This window comes from Pseudomonadota bacterium (assembly GCA_022361155.1).
GTDB lineage: Bacteria > Myxococcota_A > Polyangia > Polyangiales > JAKSBK01 > JAKSBK01.
Genome location: JAKSBK010000095.1, coordinates 42,113 through 57,868, shown reverse-complemented (window position 1 = coordinate 57,868; position 15,756 = coordinate 42,113). Strand labels below are relative to the sequence as shown.

The window sequence follows — 15,756 nt, the reverse complement described above, 5'->3', positions numbered from 1 at the left end:
CACTTCGTGCTATGCGCAGCGCGCCGATGGGTTGGTTCACCAAAAACAGGGCGGCCCGCAACGAGAAGAAGCGCACGCTCGGTGAGGGTATCTTCCGTCGCTGCGAGAATTGCGGCGAAACCCGCACAGCCGAAGAGTTCAACGCCAACATCGAGGTCTGCCCGGGCTGCGGTTTCCACTACCGGCTCAGCGGAGAAGCCTGGCTCGACTTGTTGCTCGACCCCGGATCCTGGACCGAGGCCGAGCAGGCGCTGGTTTCCATGGATCCCCTGGGGTTCAAGGACAGCAAGCGCTATCCGGACCGGATCAAGGCAGCGATCAAGAAGACAGGCGTAAACGATGCCGTCCTGACCGGCACGGGCGCGATCGAGGGCCGGCCGGTGGAAATGAGCCTGCTCCTGTTTCGATTTCTGGGCGGCTCCATGGGCTCGGTCGTCGGGGAGAAGATCACCACGACCTTCGAGCGGGCAGCAGAGCGCCGGCACCCCGCTGTCGTGCTCAGCTCCTCGGGCGGCGCGCGCATGCAGGAAGGCGTGCTCTCGCTCATGCAGATGGCGAAGACGGCCGCCGCCTTGGGCAGGATGCGAGACGAGGGGGTGCCTTTCGTGAGCGTGCTCCTGGACCCCACAACAGGCGGCGTTGCAGCGAGCTACGCGCTGCTCGGCGACGTCAACATCGCGGAGCCGCGGGCACGCATTGGCTTTGCAGGCGCCCGCGTGATCGAAAACACCATCCGTCAGAAGCTGCCGGAAGGCTTCCAGCGCTCGGAGTTTCTGCTCGAGCACGGCATGCTGGACATGATCGCCGAGCGCCGCGAGATGCGTGCCACGATCGCCAGGGTCTTGTCGCATCTCGTGGGCTGAAAGCCGCATGCAGCCGCTGCCTTCGCCGTACCCAAGGACTGTGCGTGCGAGCTACCGCGAAGCCCTCAGGGGTCTTTACGCACTTCAGGCCCGCGGCGTCAAACTCGACCTCGAGCGCATGCACGAGGCGCTCGCCCTGCTCGACTCGCCCGAGCTCGCCACGCCCTTCGTGCACGTGGCTGGAACCAACGGCAAGGGAAGCGTTTCGGTCATGCTCGCCGAAACGCTGCAGGCTGCGGGATACCGTACAGGCCTGTACACCTCGCCGCACTTGCATCGCTTCGTGGAGCGGATACGTGTGAACGGGCGCGCGATCACGCAGCGCGAAGTGGCTGGGCGCCACCAGGCCCTCAGTCGGGCGCTCGCGCAGCCGGGTGCGCCACGCCTGACCTTTTTCGAGCTCACCACCCTGATGGCGTTCCAGCACTTCCGTGACCGGCGCTGCGACATCGCCATACTCGAGGTCGGTCTGGGCGGGCGCCTCGATGCGACGAATGCAGCGCCGTCGGTGTTATCGGTCATCACGCATATCGGTCACGATCACGGCCGCATCCTGGGCACGGATCTGGCGAGCATCGCGCGCGAGAAGGCGGGCATTCTCAAGTGCGCGGTTCCTGCGATCGTGGGCGTGCGTGAGCCGAGCGCGCTCAGCGTGATCGCCGGCCGCGCCCGGGAGCTGGGTGTGCCGACGTTGTGCGCCGGCCGTGACTTCGAGCCCCGTCCATGGCAAGCGAGCGGCTCGTTCGACCTGGCGCTGGGCGAGCAGCGGCTGCAGGGGCTGCGTTGCGGGCTCGAGGGAACTCACCAGGTTCACAATGCGAGCTGCGCGGTCGTGGCGGCGCTGCAGCTCGAGCGGATCGGCTTTCCCGTTGCAGAGGCCGCCATCCGACAAGGCCTCGAGCGCACCCGCTGGCCGGGTCGCAACGAGTGGCTGCCCGGAAAGCCGGCCTGCCTGCTGGATGCAGCGCACAACCTCGATGGCTGCCGGGCGCTAGCCAGTTTCGTCACCGCCCACCGGAACGGCCGCAAGGTGGCGCTGCTCTTTGGCACGATGGCGGACAAGGATTACGCGGGCATGCTCCATAGCCTGCGCCCCCACGTGGACAGCGTCGTGTACGCGGCCCCACCGCTGCCTCGTGCCGCCCCACCGGAGACACTGCACCAAGTCGTGCCCGGTACGTGCTGCCCCGATCCCAGGGCAGGCCTGGAGCGAGCGCAAGGGGACGCGGGAGAGCGCGGCCTGCTCGTGGTTGCCGGCTCCATTTTCATGGTAGCCGTGGCACGCGAGCTCCTGCTCGGTGTGCGCTCGGATCCTCCGCTCCGCATGTAGTGTCCTGCGTCCCAAACCTCGGCGACCGAAGCGGGCTAGGAACTGCCTGCAAGCTCGACGCCCTGCAGCTTGGCTTGATGCTCGGCGACTACACCGGCGCCAGGCACGCCTGGGCTGCCGTTTCCCGAAGCACCGCTGCCCGAAGCACCGGTCGTTCGGCCAGCATCGGGAGGCAGCGCTTGCGACGTCCCGGTTTGGAAAGCCGGCGAACAGGCTCCGGGCAGCCAAGCGGCAGCAAGCCCCATGCCCGCGCAAAGAGCTTCGTGACACTCGCGCCGGCAATCACCCCGCCAGCAAGGCGGTACGTTTGGGGCGGCGGTTGCAGGAGAGGATCTTCTTGCGCACCCGGACCGCATCGGGCGTGACCTCCACCAGCTCGTCGCTGTCGATGAACTCCATCGCGGTTTCCACGTCAAGCTCCAAAGGTGGGCTCAGGACCACGTTTTCGTCGCGACCTGCTGCTCGGATGTTGGTGAGCTTCTTCTCCCGGGTCACATTGACATCGAGGTCGTTGGCGCGGTTGTGCTCACCCACGATCATGCCTTCATAAACCCGGCGGCCTGGACCCACGAACAAGCGGCCGCGCGGTTGCAGCTGAAACAACGCATAAGGGGTGGTGTTGCCCTTGCGGTCGGCAACCATGGCACCTCGCTTGCGACATACCTTCACGCAGGAGGGTGCGGCCCAGCCGTCAAATAGCGTGGTGAGCAGTCCCGTGCCGCGGGTGTCGGTGAGAAACTCGGAACGGTAGCCTATGAGGTTGCGGGACGAAATCCGGAACTCGGAGCGTACGCGACCGCTCAAGGGACTCGACATGGCGATCATATGCGCGCCACGCTGACCGAGCTTGGACGTGACCACGCCGACGTGCTCCTCTGGAACGTCCACGACCGCCCGTTCGAAGGGCTCCTCGATGACGCCGCCGCGGTCTCTTTGCACCGCCTCGGGCGTGCCCAGCGAAAGCTCGTAGCCCTCGCGGCGCATGTTCTCGACGAGCACGGCAAGCATGAGCTCGCCTCGGCCGTAGACCGTGAAGGCATCGGGCTGATCGGTCGGCTTGCAGCGCATAGCCAAATTGCGTCGCGCCTCGCGCTGCAGGCGGTCTCGCAGATGTCTCGAGGTGATGAACTGTCCGCTCTGGCCCGCAAAGGGGGAGCTGTTCACCTGGAAGCGCATCTTGATGGTCGGGTCGCTGATCTCGATGCGCGGCAGGGGCACAGGCGTATCCAGGGCCGTGACGGTGTCGCCGATCTGCAGCTCCTCGATCCCCGAGAACGACACGATGTCGCCGGCGCAGGCATCCTCGACGTCGACCCTTCGCAAGCCCTCATAGCGGTAGAGCTTTCCGACGCTCGCACGCCGCTCGCCGTCTTTGTGCAGGTGCATCACCAGCTGCCCAGGGCGCAGGCTGCCCTGCACGACGCGTCCCATGCCGAGCCGCCCGACGTAGTCGTCGTGTTGAATGTTGGCCACAAGCATCTGCAAGGGCTTGCCCGAGCCGTCTTCGGGAGGCGGTATGCGCGCGATGAGGGTTTCAAACAACGGTCCCAGATCGCCGAGATCGTCGCTCATGGCCCGTTTGCATTGACCGAGCTTTCCAATCGTATAGAGCGTCGCAAAATCGGCCTGCTCGTCGCTGGCCTCGAGCTCGCAGAACAGATCGAAGACTTCGCTCAAGACCTCGTCCGGACGGGCATCGTGCCGGTCGATCTTGTTGATGGCGACTACGATCGGCAGCCCCAGCCCGAGCGCGTGCTGCAACACGAAGCGGGTCTGCGGCAAGGGTCCCTCTGCCGCGTCCACTATCAGAAGCGCCCCGTCTGCGAGCATCAGGGTTCGCTCTACCTCACCGCCGAAATCGGCATGACCGGGCGTGTCGATGATGTTGATGCGCGTGCCGCGATACTGGACCGACGTGTGCTTGGCCAGAATCGTGATACCGCGCTCGCGCTCGAGGTCGTGCGAATCCAGCGCCCGCTCAGGCACCTGCTCGTTGCGCCGGAAAACGCCGGTTTGATGCAGCATCGCGTCGACCAACGTCGTCTTGCCGTGATCGACATGCGCCACGATCGCGACGTTTCGCAGCGAGCGGCTGCCCAGCGGCCGGTTATCCGCCGCCTCGACCCCGCTCCGCGCCTGCTGGGATTGGCGTGTCATCTCAACCGTTCGCCGACGCTTTAGCACGAGGCCAGCGTGCGGCCAGCAACACTGTAAGACAGCCGCGTACTGCCGGTACCGAGATCGTACCTATTTGATGCAGTAAGTGGACGCGCGCGCGGGCTTCGGTGACGTTGAGACCGTGGGCAGTGCGCGGAGGCGATGAGCATGGCACAAGCACCGTCGATCGAGCTCGACCAAGAAACGAACGAGCGGCTCCTTTTGGAAACCGTGACGGCGGCGATCAACGCGCGCGTCACCCGGCGCGACGGGCGCGGGATGACGGTCGAGCAGGTTCTTCCATTCCTGAAGCTGCGGACCGGGGTACGCGACGAGTCCCGACGTCGCTGCCTCATCGAGTCGGTGGGCATCGTGATCGAAGACGAGGTGCCGCGACTGGTGATGCGTTTGGGCTACGAGTCGCCCTTCCTGGAGCAGCGCGCCAGCGACACCGCAGCCGGGCGATCCGCGGTGCACGACTCCCACCAGGGTGAGTCCCGCGGCAGCGAGCAGGCCCTGCTTGCAGCGCGCAGCTCGACCGGCGCACGCCTCACCCTACCCTACGCGCCCGCGATGCCCCCACCGCTACCTTCGCGGCGCAACGATCGAAGCGTGACCGCCACGGACACCAAGGGTGCGCGTAGCGAGCTCGTGCCCGGTGCCGCTCGAGCGAGCGCATCCGGGATTCGCCGGCTCATGCTGGCGCTGCGCAGGGGCCTGAGCGCGTGCGTCGGGTTTTATGCCGTCGCCTGCGTTTTGCTCGCGGTCGCACTTGCCTGGGCCGTGCGACCAGGGGCCCGCTTGTGGCAGCGCCTGTTCCGGAGCGGCGCGGGAGCTGCCGGGTCAGGGGGATCGAGCCCGAGCAGCCAAGCTCTGCAGGCCGTGGAGCCTGAACCGATGGGCGCACTACCGTCGGTGGCCGCCCCTTCGGGCCGCGACGTGGCACCGCCCCGGCGCATCACGAGCCATCCCCGGCGCATCACGAGCCATCCCCGACGATCGCCGCCCGCGTCCCGCGCCCAGCGACGCCCCCGCAAAGCTTGCCCGCAGCGACGCTCTCTACCTCGCCCTGCCGCGCGCACCCAACAAGAGGCCGCCGTGAGCCCGAGGGTCCGAACCACGGTCTGCTCGGCTTTGCCGCGGCCTGCCCGAGCACCCGCGCGAGGCGGGTCCAGTCAAGAAGCCGCGGCCGGGTCCTCGGCCACGCGAACGATGCGCACGCCGACCTCGCCTTCGATGTCCACGAGCTCGCCCGTGGCCATGGCCGCCGGGCCGGCTCGCAACACCACGTGCTCCCCTATCCGCCGTCCCGTGCTCAGGACCTGACCGGGCTGTAGGGCTGCGAGCTCCGCCAGGGTCAGATGGAAGCGAGCGAGCTCCACTCGAAGCTCGATCGGTGTGTCGCCTGCGGGGACGAGCGGGTCAAAAGGCTCCTGTTCCGCTTCGTGAGACTTGCTGTCGCCCATGGCCCCGTCTTGTACTCGAAGAACACGCTCGATCACCAGAGCCTCATCGTGCACATGGCAGGAGCAGTGCGTGTGCTTTGTGCCCCCGAGCGATAGCTCTGCTCGGCCCCGCCAGCCGTCTTCGACCCTGCACAGCGCGCAGGCGTCAGGCACCAGTATGTCGCCAGGGAGCAGCGACCGCAGCTCCGAAAGCTCGAGCTGGGCCTGGCCCGCGTCGGCGGCTAGCGCAAACGGCAGTGTGCGCGCAAGCGTGTCCGGCAGTCGGGCCGGGGGCAGCTGCGGCGCGCCGCAAGAGGACCACGCGGACGCGCTGGTCCACAGCTGCACATGGCCGCGGACGGGCTCGACCCAGACCTCGAAGCACGCGCCGGCATCGCAGGGCGCTGACCGCTTCAGGGAGCTGATCCGTTCGGGTCGGACATCGATCGCGCACAAGCATTGCCCGCTGGGAGCCAGTAAACGTGCCAGCACGTAGGCCAGCACCCCCTTGGAGAACTCGTCCGCTGGGAACACCCCGCGCCCGATGCCCGAGTTGCCGTCGCCCCCGAGCGCACGGTCCACCACCACGGCCGCCAGCAGCTGGTCGATCTCAGCGACCCACAAATGGCCTGCGGCGTCGTCGATCACCGCGACCACCACGGGCCGGCCATCCGGCGGCAAGGCATCTTCGGGCGGCCCCGGCCGAGCCCCGGTGAGTCGGAACCGTACGGGCGCGCCGAGCAGCTTGCTGGCGGTATCGAGAGCCATACCCAGTTCGATACCAGCGAATCGGTGCACGCAGCGACGGAGCAGCTCCACCTGGCCGCGGCTCAGCTTGGGCCAGCGCCCGTACGGGTAAGGCGAGGCGTGCCTCGCTGGTGGGCGGCTCGTTGTCACCGGCGCTGCACCGTCAAGAAGCGGGCGAAAGAGTCGATGTTGGGTTCGGGGTCGAGTCTGTCATGGCCCACGGAAACGCGCTAACAATGGTATGCTGAGTGCTGTGGCTGACTCCCTCCTGGGCAAAGAGGTTGCAGGGCAGTTTCGCATCACGTCGAGGATCGGCACCGGAGGCATGGGCTCGGTTTATCTGGCCCAGCAGCCCAGCATGAACCGCGAAGTGGCTATCAAGGTGCTGCATTCCAAGTACGCTGCGCGAGCCGACGTGAGCGCGCGCTTCCGGCGTGAGGCGCGCGCCATGAGTCAGCTGTCTCATCCCCATACCGCCCGGGTATTCCTTTTCGGCGAGCTCGACAACGGTTGCGCCTACTTCGTAATGGAGTACCTGAAGGGGCGGAATCTGGCCCAGGTCGTGCGCGCCGAAGGCCCCATGGGGCCGGAGCGAGCGCTCAACATCATGGTACAGGTTTGCGGCGCACTCGACGAGGCCCACAAGCTGGGCATCATTCACCGCGATCTGAAGCCGGAGAACATCTTCCTGACCCAGCAGGGTGGCATCCGCGACTACCCGAAGGTGCTCGATTTCGGACTGGCCAAGGTCACCCAAAAGCAGATGCGGCCCGACTCGATCATCTTGACCAAGCAGGGCATGGTGTTTGGGACGCCGGAGTTCATGAGCCCGGAACAAGCCCAGGGCAAGGAGCTCGACGCACGCTCGGACATCTACGCGCTCGGCATGATCTTGTACGAGCTGCTCACCGGCAGGTTGCCCTTTGACGCGCGCAACGCGCTCGAGTTCATGAAGGCCCAGGTGACCAGCGAGCCCATTCGACTCAACGATCGCAGCAAGAGCAAGCAATTCTCGGCCCAGCTCGAGACCGCAATCATGAAGGCGCTCGAGAAGGACGCGGGCAAGCGCTATCCTACTGCCGCGGAATTCGGGCTCGCGCTCAAGGGCTGCCTAACAGGCGCCGCCGTCAGTAGCGCGCGCCATGCGATAGCGGGCGCGGCCGTCCCAAGCACGAAGACCCGGTCCGCGCGGGCCGCTGCCACCGAGCCGACTGGGCCGGTGTCGGCTCCATCCAACGACGCGCACGTGGGAGTCGGCAGCTCGGCCGCGGCCACGCCCACACCACCGCCGAGCGCGCGCTCGCCCGTGCCCCTGGTCCTCGTGGGCTTTGCGCTCGGCCTCAGCGTGGCTGGGGCTGTGGCCGCCGCCTTCTGGGCGCTGGGGTAGTTCCGGGGATTGCCGATTCCAATCGAGTGCTCCGGGCACGGTCGCTCTGCGCACGTAGCCTGCTTCGAGACGGGAGAATCGGCCCTCATCGGTCACCGTCCTCCGGCCGATCCAACCGTGCCGGCCGCCGCGTCCTCGAGTGGCAACGGTGAGCCGCGCGGTGCTGTGTCCAGGTCTTCGGACAGTCCTATCCGGACGGGGCTTGGTTCGGACGGATCAGCTCGGTCAGCAGGGCCTCGGGAGACAGGTCACCGCCCAGGACTCCGCGCTCCTTGCGCCAGATCTTGAGGTGATCGGCCTGTCCGCGCTCGAACCACACCGCGGACACAACGCCGCGGGCGTCGGCATACTTGCGCAGCGGGCCCGGCTTGGTGGCTTTGGGTCGCAGGTCCACTCGCAGGCCCGCAGAGCGCAGCTTCTGGCTGAGCACCAGGGCTGCTCCAAGGTCGTCTTCATGCGTCGCGCTCAGGACGACGTCTGCGTGGGCCATGGCAGCAGGGAACATCCCGCGCTCTTGCATCACGACCAGGATACGCTCGAGCCCAAGCGAGATGCCGCAAGCGGGCATGTCCTTGCCTAGAAACATGCCGATCAGCCCATCGTAGCGCCCGCCGGCCCCCAGCGAGCCTGCAAGATCGGGGACGGCTATCTCGAAGATGCAGCCCGTGTAGTAGCCGAGCCCACGAGCCAACGAGACGTCGAACTCCAGATGACGCGCAGCCGGTGTCAGCGCGGCCAGCTCGAGTACGCGATCCACATCGGACAACGCCTGCCGGCCCAGGTCGCTACCACTCAGCTGTTCGCGCATGGTGACCATGCTTGCAGACTCGCCCACGATCTCGAGTAGCCTCGTGCAACTTGCGGATTCGATGCCGCGAGCGAGCAGCTCTTTTTCGACGCCGGGCAGGCCGATCTTGTCGAGCTTGTCGAGCGCGGTGATGGCGGCGAGCTGCTGGTGAGCGGCGATGCCGGCACGCTGCATCACGGCCTTGAGCAGCAAGCGATGGTTGAGCCGCACGCGGAAGGAGGCGAAACCCAGCCGCTGCATGCACTCGCAGGCCGCGCTCGCCACCTCTGCCTCTACCAGCAGCGAGGAGGAGCCGATCACATCCACGTCGCACTGGTAGAACTCGCGGAAGCGTCCTTTCCCGGGGGTATCCGCGCGCCACACCGGCTGAATCTGGTAGCGCTTGAACACGGCAGGAAGCTTGCCCTGATGCGCCGCGACCACGCGAGCCAGCGGGACCGTGAGATCGTAGCGCAGGCCGAGATCCGAGAGGCGCTGCTCGGCCGCCGGCGCAGTCTCACCGCTGCGTCCATGCACGACCGTGCCCGAGCGCTCGAGCAGCTCCGCGGCCTGTCGGATTCCGCTGACCAGGGGCTGACCCCGCAACAGCACCTTGAACAGCAGCTGGTCCCCTTCCTCGCCGTACTTGCCGAGCAGGGTCTCGAGGCGCTCGAAGCACGGCGTCTCGAGCGCCTCGAAACCGTGCGACTCGTACACGCGCCGGATGATGGACGTCACGTGCTCGCGCTTGCGCACGTCGTCAGGCAAGAAATCCCGGGTACCCCTGGCAGGCTGGCTGGCCATCGCAGCCGCTGTGTATCACCGGCCGGCTAGCTTGCAACGCAGGGTGGCCAGTACCTTAACCCCCAAAGTACTTGGCGAAGTCGTAGCCCTTGAACGCGCAATACGCGCGCAGATCTTCCTGCAGCGCGTTGATCGCCAGCGCCACGACCAGCGCGTCGTCCACGTATCCGACCCCGGGGAAGAAATCGGGCATGAGGTCGATAGGGGCCAGGAAATACAGAAGCGCTCCGGCCGCCATGGCTATGGAGGTCCATGGCACGGTGCTGTAGTTGCCCTGCCAGTAGTCCTTGATCATCTCGAACAGGAGCTTGACCTGATTGACGAGCTGGCCGAACTTGCCGGGAACGTGCTCCAGCTTGTTCTGCAACTCCTGTTTTCGCTCCAGGATACGCTCGAGATCCTCCGAGCGGATACGGGCAGCCCGCGTCCTCAATTCCCGGTCGGCTTGCTGTGGGTCGATACCCTCGCGTCCCATCGGGAACCCTCCGCCCCCCTTTGGGCTAACTAAGCATGCTGGCCCGGCCATGTCCACGCGCCCGATTGAGCACGCCGCGAGGCACGGCAGAGCGCCCGCGTGTCAGAGACCCAGCATCTCGTCCACCAGGCGATCGACATCGACGCGAAAAGAACCGTTCTTGATGGCCCGGCGCAAGCGCGCGACCTTGTCCTTGCGTAGATGGGCCATGGACTCCGATTCGGCAGGCGCGTGAGGCGCCAGCGTTCCCTCGCGGGGGCCGGTCACCGCAGCCGCGTTGTCGGGGCTGGGCCTAGGACGGCAACGACGGGCTTTTCTTGGGGATCTGCTCACCGGCGGGTGGCCTCACCTTCTGTTTTCGGCCGGTATCCCTCCGAACATGAGCGCGTGGCGGGGCCCGAAGCCGTGCTTCGCCGCCGCCAGCCTGGACTTCATTCGCTGCTCGGCAACGCCCAGGACTCGCTGCCATACACGAACATCAGCATGGCCGTAATCGATGCCCTTGCCCGAGCAGTGGCCGAGCCAGTGCATGGCCTCGTGGATAACCAGCCGCCGGCGGTGATCCCGAGGCTCGAGCGCGCTGATCACCAGCAACGGAACACGGTCCCTGTCGAGCACCGACCAGGGCCAGGTGTGTTCCCGCTGCGTGAGCGAGCATGCATACAGCCTGCCGCCAGCCTTGAGCGGCCGGTTACGGCAAACGTGTGTGAAGGTATCGGGAGGCGCCACTACGATATGCAGGCGCGTGTATTCCTCGTCACACTGAGCCCGCCACGGAAGGCCGGCTGCGCGCCAGGTCTCGATCGCGGCCGAGAGCGCCGCACGCTGCGGCCCGTCGGGTGTCGTGGCCCCCCGCGGCAAGCCGGCGGTGCAACCGGACAACAGCAGCGCAACCCACAACGTCCTCAAGCCGGGTTCCGCCTCTCCACCTCCGTGAACAGCCGGCGACCGATCCAACTTGGGGTTCTACGTTCAGGGATATGCCCAGTAGTGCCCATACTAACAGTATGAGGCCTGGGACCCCTCGCGCACGCCTACAATTGGCTACATATGGGCTAGTGGTGCCCTCCGCCATGCGAGCCTGCGCCCGACGATTGGCCCTCACGTGCGGTTCCTGCGATTCCGTCGAGGCTCCACATAGCGGCCAGAATGGTGGCAAACTCGGTGTCGGCAGCGGTGGCCGAGTCCGGGTCCTGCCCTGGAAGCAAGACACGGCCGTAGTCGATGTGCTGCAGCCCGACTCCGAAGCGCAGCTCGATCCGGGATCCCAGCGGGTGGGCCAGATAAAACTCCCCATCAAAGCCGCCGTTCGGGGCCCAGTGCCCCGGATCCACGTTTTCTTGGGCCGTCGTGGCCGTTAGCAAATGGCCCCGCAGGCCGAGCGTCAACTGCCCAACAACCAGAAAGCGCGCCTCGGCGCCGTATCGCAAATAGCTGTAGCTTCCGATTTGCCTTGGAAACATATCCTCGGGGTTGGTGACACCTGGAAGATCCTCGGTCTTTTCGGTGGGCTCGTACAGGAGCCCTGCAACGGCTGCGATCTCGTGCTTGCCCAGCGGCAGGCGATAGCGCACGCCTAGCTGGTAGCCGATCGGACCGCTGAACTGGTCGGTCGAAATGTGCACGCGCAAGCGCACGTCCGCTCCAAGGTTGCCCAGGAAGCTGCTGCCCAGATGGCGAAGCGGGAACCAATAGCCTTCCGCCCGGATGCCCTTGCGCTCGCCACCAACGACTTCGAGCGGTGATTCGCCAGCATCTCGAGTGGCGTGGGCCGGTAGCGTATCGATGACCCCGATCCCATGGTGCCCGCCGCCGTGATCGCCCCCATGATCGCCGCCTCCATGCTCTCCGGCTGCCGCGTGGGCGCCAGCGGGAGCTGCCCCGGGCGCGCGCCCCAGGCGGATGGCGTCACCGAGCTCCGCCCACAGCCGGCCCTGTACTTGCCGGGCAACCTTGTCGAGGCCGGCCGCCGCGAACTTCGCGTCATCGAGCTGGTCGCCGTCCGAGGCATTGAGCACGCGGATGCGCGCCTGGTAGTCCTTGCCGTCCTTCTCGACCTCCCCGGCGATGAAGGTCGCCACGCGCAGTTTTTGGGCCACGGTTCCGCGCCCGCTGGCGGATGCCAGGTCAGCACGGGCGCTCTTGGCCGCCGCTGCCACGGCCTTGCTCGGCACGAGCACGACCGACGGCTGACTGAACAGCGCGCTCACGACCGACTGGTGTACAACGCTGTTGCTTGGGCCCCGAAACGGCAACACCACGGTGCGCGTGCCAAACCCGATCGCTGGCCGCGCCGAGAGGTCGTCCGCTGCGGCCCGGGCTCGCTTGCGGGGGGGGGCCGGTGCCGGGGTCGCCACCGGTGCGGGCGCGGGCGGTGGTGCCCGTCGTAGCTTGCGCAGGGGGGGACTGCTGAGCTCAACCGACGCGCCCAGGCGATTCCAGAGGGTCTGGGAAAGGATATTTGAAAGCCCGTTCAGGCTTTTGGCCTGGAAGGTGGCCTCGTCCAGCTTGTCGCCGTCCAGGCCGTTGTAGACGCGTACGGTGATCTGCCAGTTGCGCTTGGCGCCCTCGATCGCTCCCTCGATCCACGCCGATAGTTCCAGCTCACCAGCCGCGCCGATCTTTCCGCGCTTGCGATGCAGCCTGACGCCGAGCTCGCGCGCGGCCTTCTCCGCATCGGCGTTGGGCACCAGGCGAATGCTGCTCCGGTCCGAGAACACATCCACCACCGCCTTTCTGAGCGCTACGCGGCCTTTGCCAGAAAAGGGCCGCACGACCACGCGAACGCTCTGAGCGTGGCTGACGGCGGGCGGCAGCAGGGTGAGACCTAGCGCCGCGGACAGCAAGCAAGCGGTGCGTTTGGCCGTGAGCATGTTGGTTCCTACGGGTTGGGGAGTTCGGGACAATCTCAGGATGCTGGGGTTTTAGCGCAGGGGCGAAGCGAAGTTCAAGCAAGCGTCCTGAATCCGGCGCCCTTCGAGACAGCCGCGCCCGAGTCGAGCACTTCCGCGATTCGTTTTCCGCTCTGCGAACCGTGTAGCATTGCGGTCGCGACGCAAGCCTTCATGACACCTGGAGTGCGCAATTATCTGCGCTTTGGGGTGGATCCTCAGATATCCAGGACACGCAGCTGTTGCCGTGCCTTGTCCTTTGAGCGTGGCCAGGAGCTCTCGAGCCTGAGCACGCCCCGAGGGCAAACGTGCGCACACATGCCGCAGCCAACGCACGAGGCGCGGGTGAAGCTCGTGTTGCTCTGGGCGTAGGAACGCACGTCGATGCCCATCTCGCAGTACGCGCTGCAGTTGCCGCACGAGATGCACATGTTGGGCTTGACCCGAATGCGAAAGCGCCCGAGTTTTTGAAACAGCCCGAGCATGGCCGCCATGGGGCAGAAGAAGCGGCACCACACCCGCGGGCCGAGCACGGGATACACGCCCACGCCCACGACTCCGGACAGGATCGCGCCAGCCACGAGCCCATAGCCGGAGCGCATGTCCCCGACGATCGCGTGAAAGCCGGGGTGCTTGTCTCCGATGAAGAAATCGAGGCCTACCAAGGCCGTCGTGGTGATCGCGACCAGCAGCACCAGATGAACCGACACTTGCTCCAAACGCCACGACTTCGTGGACTTGTCGGCCAGATGCCGGAAGGGGTCTCCAAAGGTATTGGCGAGCCCGCCACAGCCGCAGATCCAGGAGCAATACCAGCGCTTGCCGTACACGACCGCCAGCACGGGGGCGGCGACCAGGGAGGCGCCGATGGCGTACAGCCCGATATACAGCGGGTAGTAGGTGAGCGAGCTCGGGTAGAGGGCGTCGATCTTCAGCGGCCACAAATAGGAGAAGTAGTAGTCCTTCTGCTGCAACGCGAACATGGCGTAGGGCAGGAGAAACGCGAGCACGTACTGAACCGCGACGTTCACGGCGATGCGCACGCGGTTGTAGCGACTGTTGCCGTGACGCTTGAGGTAGTAGACGGCGCCAGCGGTCATAGCCAACGAGTAGAGCGCCCCGTAGAGGAACCATCGGTTTGGCAGGCCCGCAGCCCGCGCAACCGGATCGAGGTAGTCGCTGAAGTAGAGCGTCAGGTAAAACAAGAAAAGCAGCGCGCCAAGCAGCCACGCCGCAGGGGCGCGTCGCCGCCACGGTTCGCGGTACGTGTGCAGCAGTCCATCTTGTCCTTGCAGATCCATGGGTAGGGGCCCTGGCAAATACCAGAAACTAGACGTTCGTGTGCGGCAGTTGCGGCGGCGGCACAAGCTCGCTGTCAAAGGACGCTTCGCTTAGATGCGCGATGACCCACGGCAGCGTACGGCGCTCCTCGATCCATCGCGCCACCAGATCGTGATCCCAGCGGCGACCCAAGGCGTTGAACCCCACGATGCGGTCAGCCATGCTCACAATCCGCGTGGTGCTCCGCACAGCACCCATCTCTTCGTGAAACCAGTTTTGTTCTCCGGACAGGCGCCGGTTTACTTGCCCCACCGTCGTGTACTCGATGTCCATCAGCTTTGCCGCATTGTACCAGGTGCCTCGATCGTAGCGAACCGGCTCTCCCATGAGGGCACGCGCCGCGACGCGTCCCTGATCGCGTGCGGTATACCAGAGCTGTTCCGGACGCCGCGTGCCATCCTCCCAACGCACCGAAGCGCAGTCGCCCGCAGCGAATACCGAGGGCAGGCAGGTCCTCAAGTCGTCCCCGACCACGATACCTCCGAGCTCGTCGAGCTCGAGCCCCGAGTCGGCAAGCCATCCGGTGTTGGGCTCCACACCGATAGCGACGACCACCACATCGCACGCATGCTCGCCCGAGGCCGTGCGGACGCAGCGCACCGTGCCCTGTTCGTCGCCTTCGAACCCGGTGATCTCGTGATCGAGCAGCACGTCGACGCCGTGCGAGCGGAGCCGTTGCGCGACCCAAGCGGCTTCGCGTGCATCGAGCGCGATCGGCCAGAACCACTCCTCTCGGATGAAGAAACGCGGGCGACGCCCAGCCGCCACAAAGACCTCGACCGCTTCGATGCCGATCAGGCCTCCTCCGATCACGGCCGGCTCGCCGGCAAGGCGCGACCTCAGGGTTGCGGCCGGCGCACGGGGCAAGTAGGGGGAATCATCCGTTGTTGCGCCAAGGTGCTGATCGGGTCGGGGAGGCCGACCTTGACCCGGTCCGGCGTACAGCTCCTGCTCCAGCCACTCCAGATCCTGCATCGTGACAAAGTGACCGATGCCCCTGAGGTCGGCGTTGGGCCAAGGAGGTCGGCGAGGCCGTGAGCCGCACGCTATCAGGAGCCGATCGTAGCTCAATGCGGTGCGATTGCCCGCCAACAGCAGTCGCTTGCCGCGGGCGTCCAGTCCCACGGCGCGCGCCCTGATGCGCCTTAGGCGGGCCCGCTCGTACAGACCACGCTCGTAGGGCTCGATGTCAGCGTGGTTGAGCTGCCCGCACAGCACCCACATCAGCGCCGTACGCGAGAAGAAATTGTCGGACTCCTCGGAGACCACCGTAAGCTCAAGCGACTCGTCTGCCGAGCGCAGCGACAGGGCCGCCTCCATTCCCGCTACGCCGTTGCCAACGACCACGATATGCATCGGTCCGCCTGTGCGCTTGCGATCGGAAGCACGTGCCTACCGTGCCGGCCTTTCGCGCGGTTGCTCCCACGGATCTCCATTGGGCCGCCACTTAATCTCCACTGAAATATTTCGATATTTGTTCATTGTCTGCGGTACCGAAGACGCTCGGCGACACGTGCACTCCTAGTACA

At 66.1% G+C, this 15,756-nt stretch carries 12 protein-coding genes; 3 read left to right on the top strand and 9 right to left on the bottom strand.

From position 1 onward, the window contains the following. The first annotated feature begins 26 nt into the window (after positions 1-26). Positions 27-863 carry an acetyl-CoA carboxylase, carboxyltransferase subunit beta gene (gene accD, locus MJD61_03015; protein MCG8554249.1) on the top strand — a complete coding sequence of 279 codons (837 nt, stop codon included), beginning with the start codon at positions 27-29 and terminating at the stop codon, positions 861-863. A 40-nt stretch (positions 864-903) separates the two neighbouring features. Continuing rightward, positions 904-2,193, top strand: coding sequence for a bifunctional folylpolyglutamate synthase/dihydrofolate synthase (locus MJD61_03010; protein ID MCG8554248.1), 1,290 nt, complete (start codon positions 904-906; stop codon positions 2,191-2,193). A 282-nt stretch (positions 2,194-2,475) separates the two neighbouring features. Here MJD61_03010 and typA read toward each other — a convergent pair whose 3' ends face one another. Next, on the bottom strand, positions 2,476-4,350 hold the full coding sequence (gene typA / locus MJD61_03005; GenBank protein MCG8554247.1) for a translational GTPase TypA: 1,875 nt from the start codon (positions 4,348-4,350) through the stop codon (positions 2,476-2,478). 1,175 nt (positions 4,351-5,525) lie between these two features. Beyond that, positions 5,526-6,563 (bottom strand): type III secretion system cytoplasmic ring protein SctQ, encoded by a 1,038-nt coding sequence (sctQ, locus tag MJD61_03000; GenBank protein ID MCG8554246.1) that lies wholly within the window; start codon positions 6,561-6,563, stop codon positions 5,526-5,528. A 232-nt stretch (positions 6,564-6,795) separates the two neighbouring features. Here sctQ and MJD61_02995 point away from each other — a divergent pair, with 232 nt between their 5' ends. Next, positions 6,796-7,929 carry a serine/threonine protein kinase gene (locus MJD61_02995; protein MCG8554245.1) on the top strand — a complete coding sequence of 378 codons (1,134 nt, stop codon included), beginning with the start codon at positions 6,796-6,798 and terminating at the stop codon, positions 7,927-7,929. Between the two features lie 187 nt (positions 7,930-8,116). Here MJD61_02995 and hisS read toward each other — a convergent pair whose 3' ends face one another. The 7 genes from hisS to MJD61_02960 form a co-directional block, all read right to left on the bottom strand. Next, positions 8,117-9,520: a histidine--tRNA ligase gene (hisS, locus tag MJD61_02990; protein ID MCG8554244.1), complete on the bottom strand. Its 1,404-nt coding sequence runs from the start codon at positions 9,518-9,520 to the stop codon at positions 8,117-8,119. A 55-nt stretch (positions 9,521-9,575) separates the two neighbouring features. Beyond that, entirely contained in the window at positions 9,576-9,995 is a 420-nt protein-coding gene (locus MJD61_02985; GenBank protein MCG8554243.1) for a DUF1232 domain-containing protein, read from the bottom strand. 102 nt (positions 9,996-10,097) lie between these two features. Beyond that, the gene (locus MJD61_02980) at positions 10,098-10,262 is read right to left on the bottom strand and encodes a flagellar biosynthesis anti-sigma factor FlgM (protein ID MCG8554242.1); all 165 of its coding nucleotides are present in this window, start codon (positions 10,260-10,262) and stop codon (positions 10,098-10,100) included. Between the two features lie 78 nt (positions 10,263-10,340). Further along, on the bottom strand, positions 10,341-10,904 hold the full coding sequence (locus tag MJD61_02975; protein MCG8554241.1) for a hypothetical protein: 564 nt from the start codon (positions 10,902-10,904) through the stop codon (positions 10,341-10,343). A gap of 146 nt (positions 10,905-11,050) precedes the next feature. Then, entirely contained in the window at positions 11,051-12,868 is a 1,818-nt protein-coding gene (locus tag MJD61_02970; GenBank protein ID MCG8554240.1) for a hypothetical protein, read from the bottom strand. 236 nt (positions 12,869-13,104) lie between these two features. Continuing rightward, positions 13,105-14,187, bottom strand: coding sequence for a 4Fe-4S binding protein (locus MJD61_02965; protein ID MCG8554239.1), 1,083 nt, complete (start codon positions 14,185-14,187; stop codon positions 13,105-13,107). Positions 14,188-14,215: 28 nt separating this feature from the next. Continuing rightward, on the bottom strand, positions 14,216-15,583 hold the full coding sequence (locus tag MJD61_02960) for an NAD(P)/FAD-dependent oxidoreductase (protein MCG8554238.1): 1,368 nt from the start codon (positions 15,581-15,583) through the stop codon (positions 14,216-14,218). Positions 15,584-15,756: the final 173 nt, after the last annotated feature.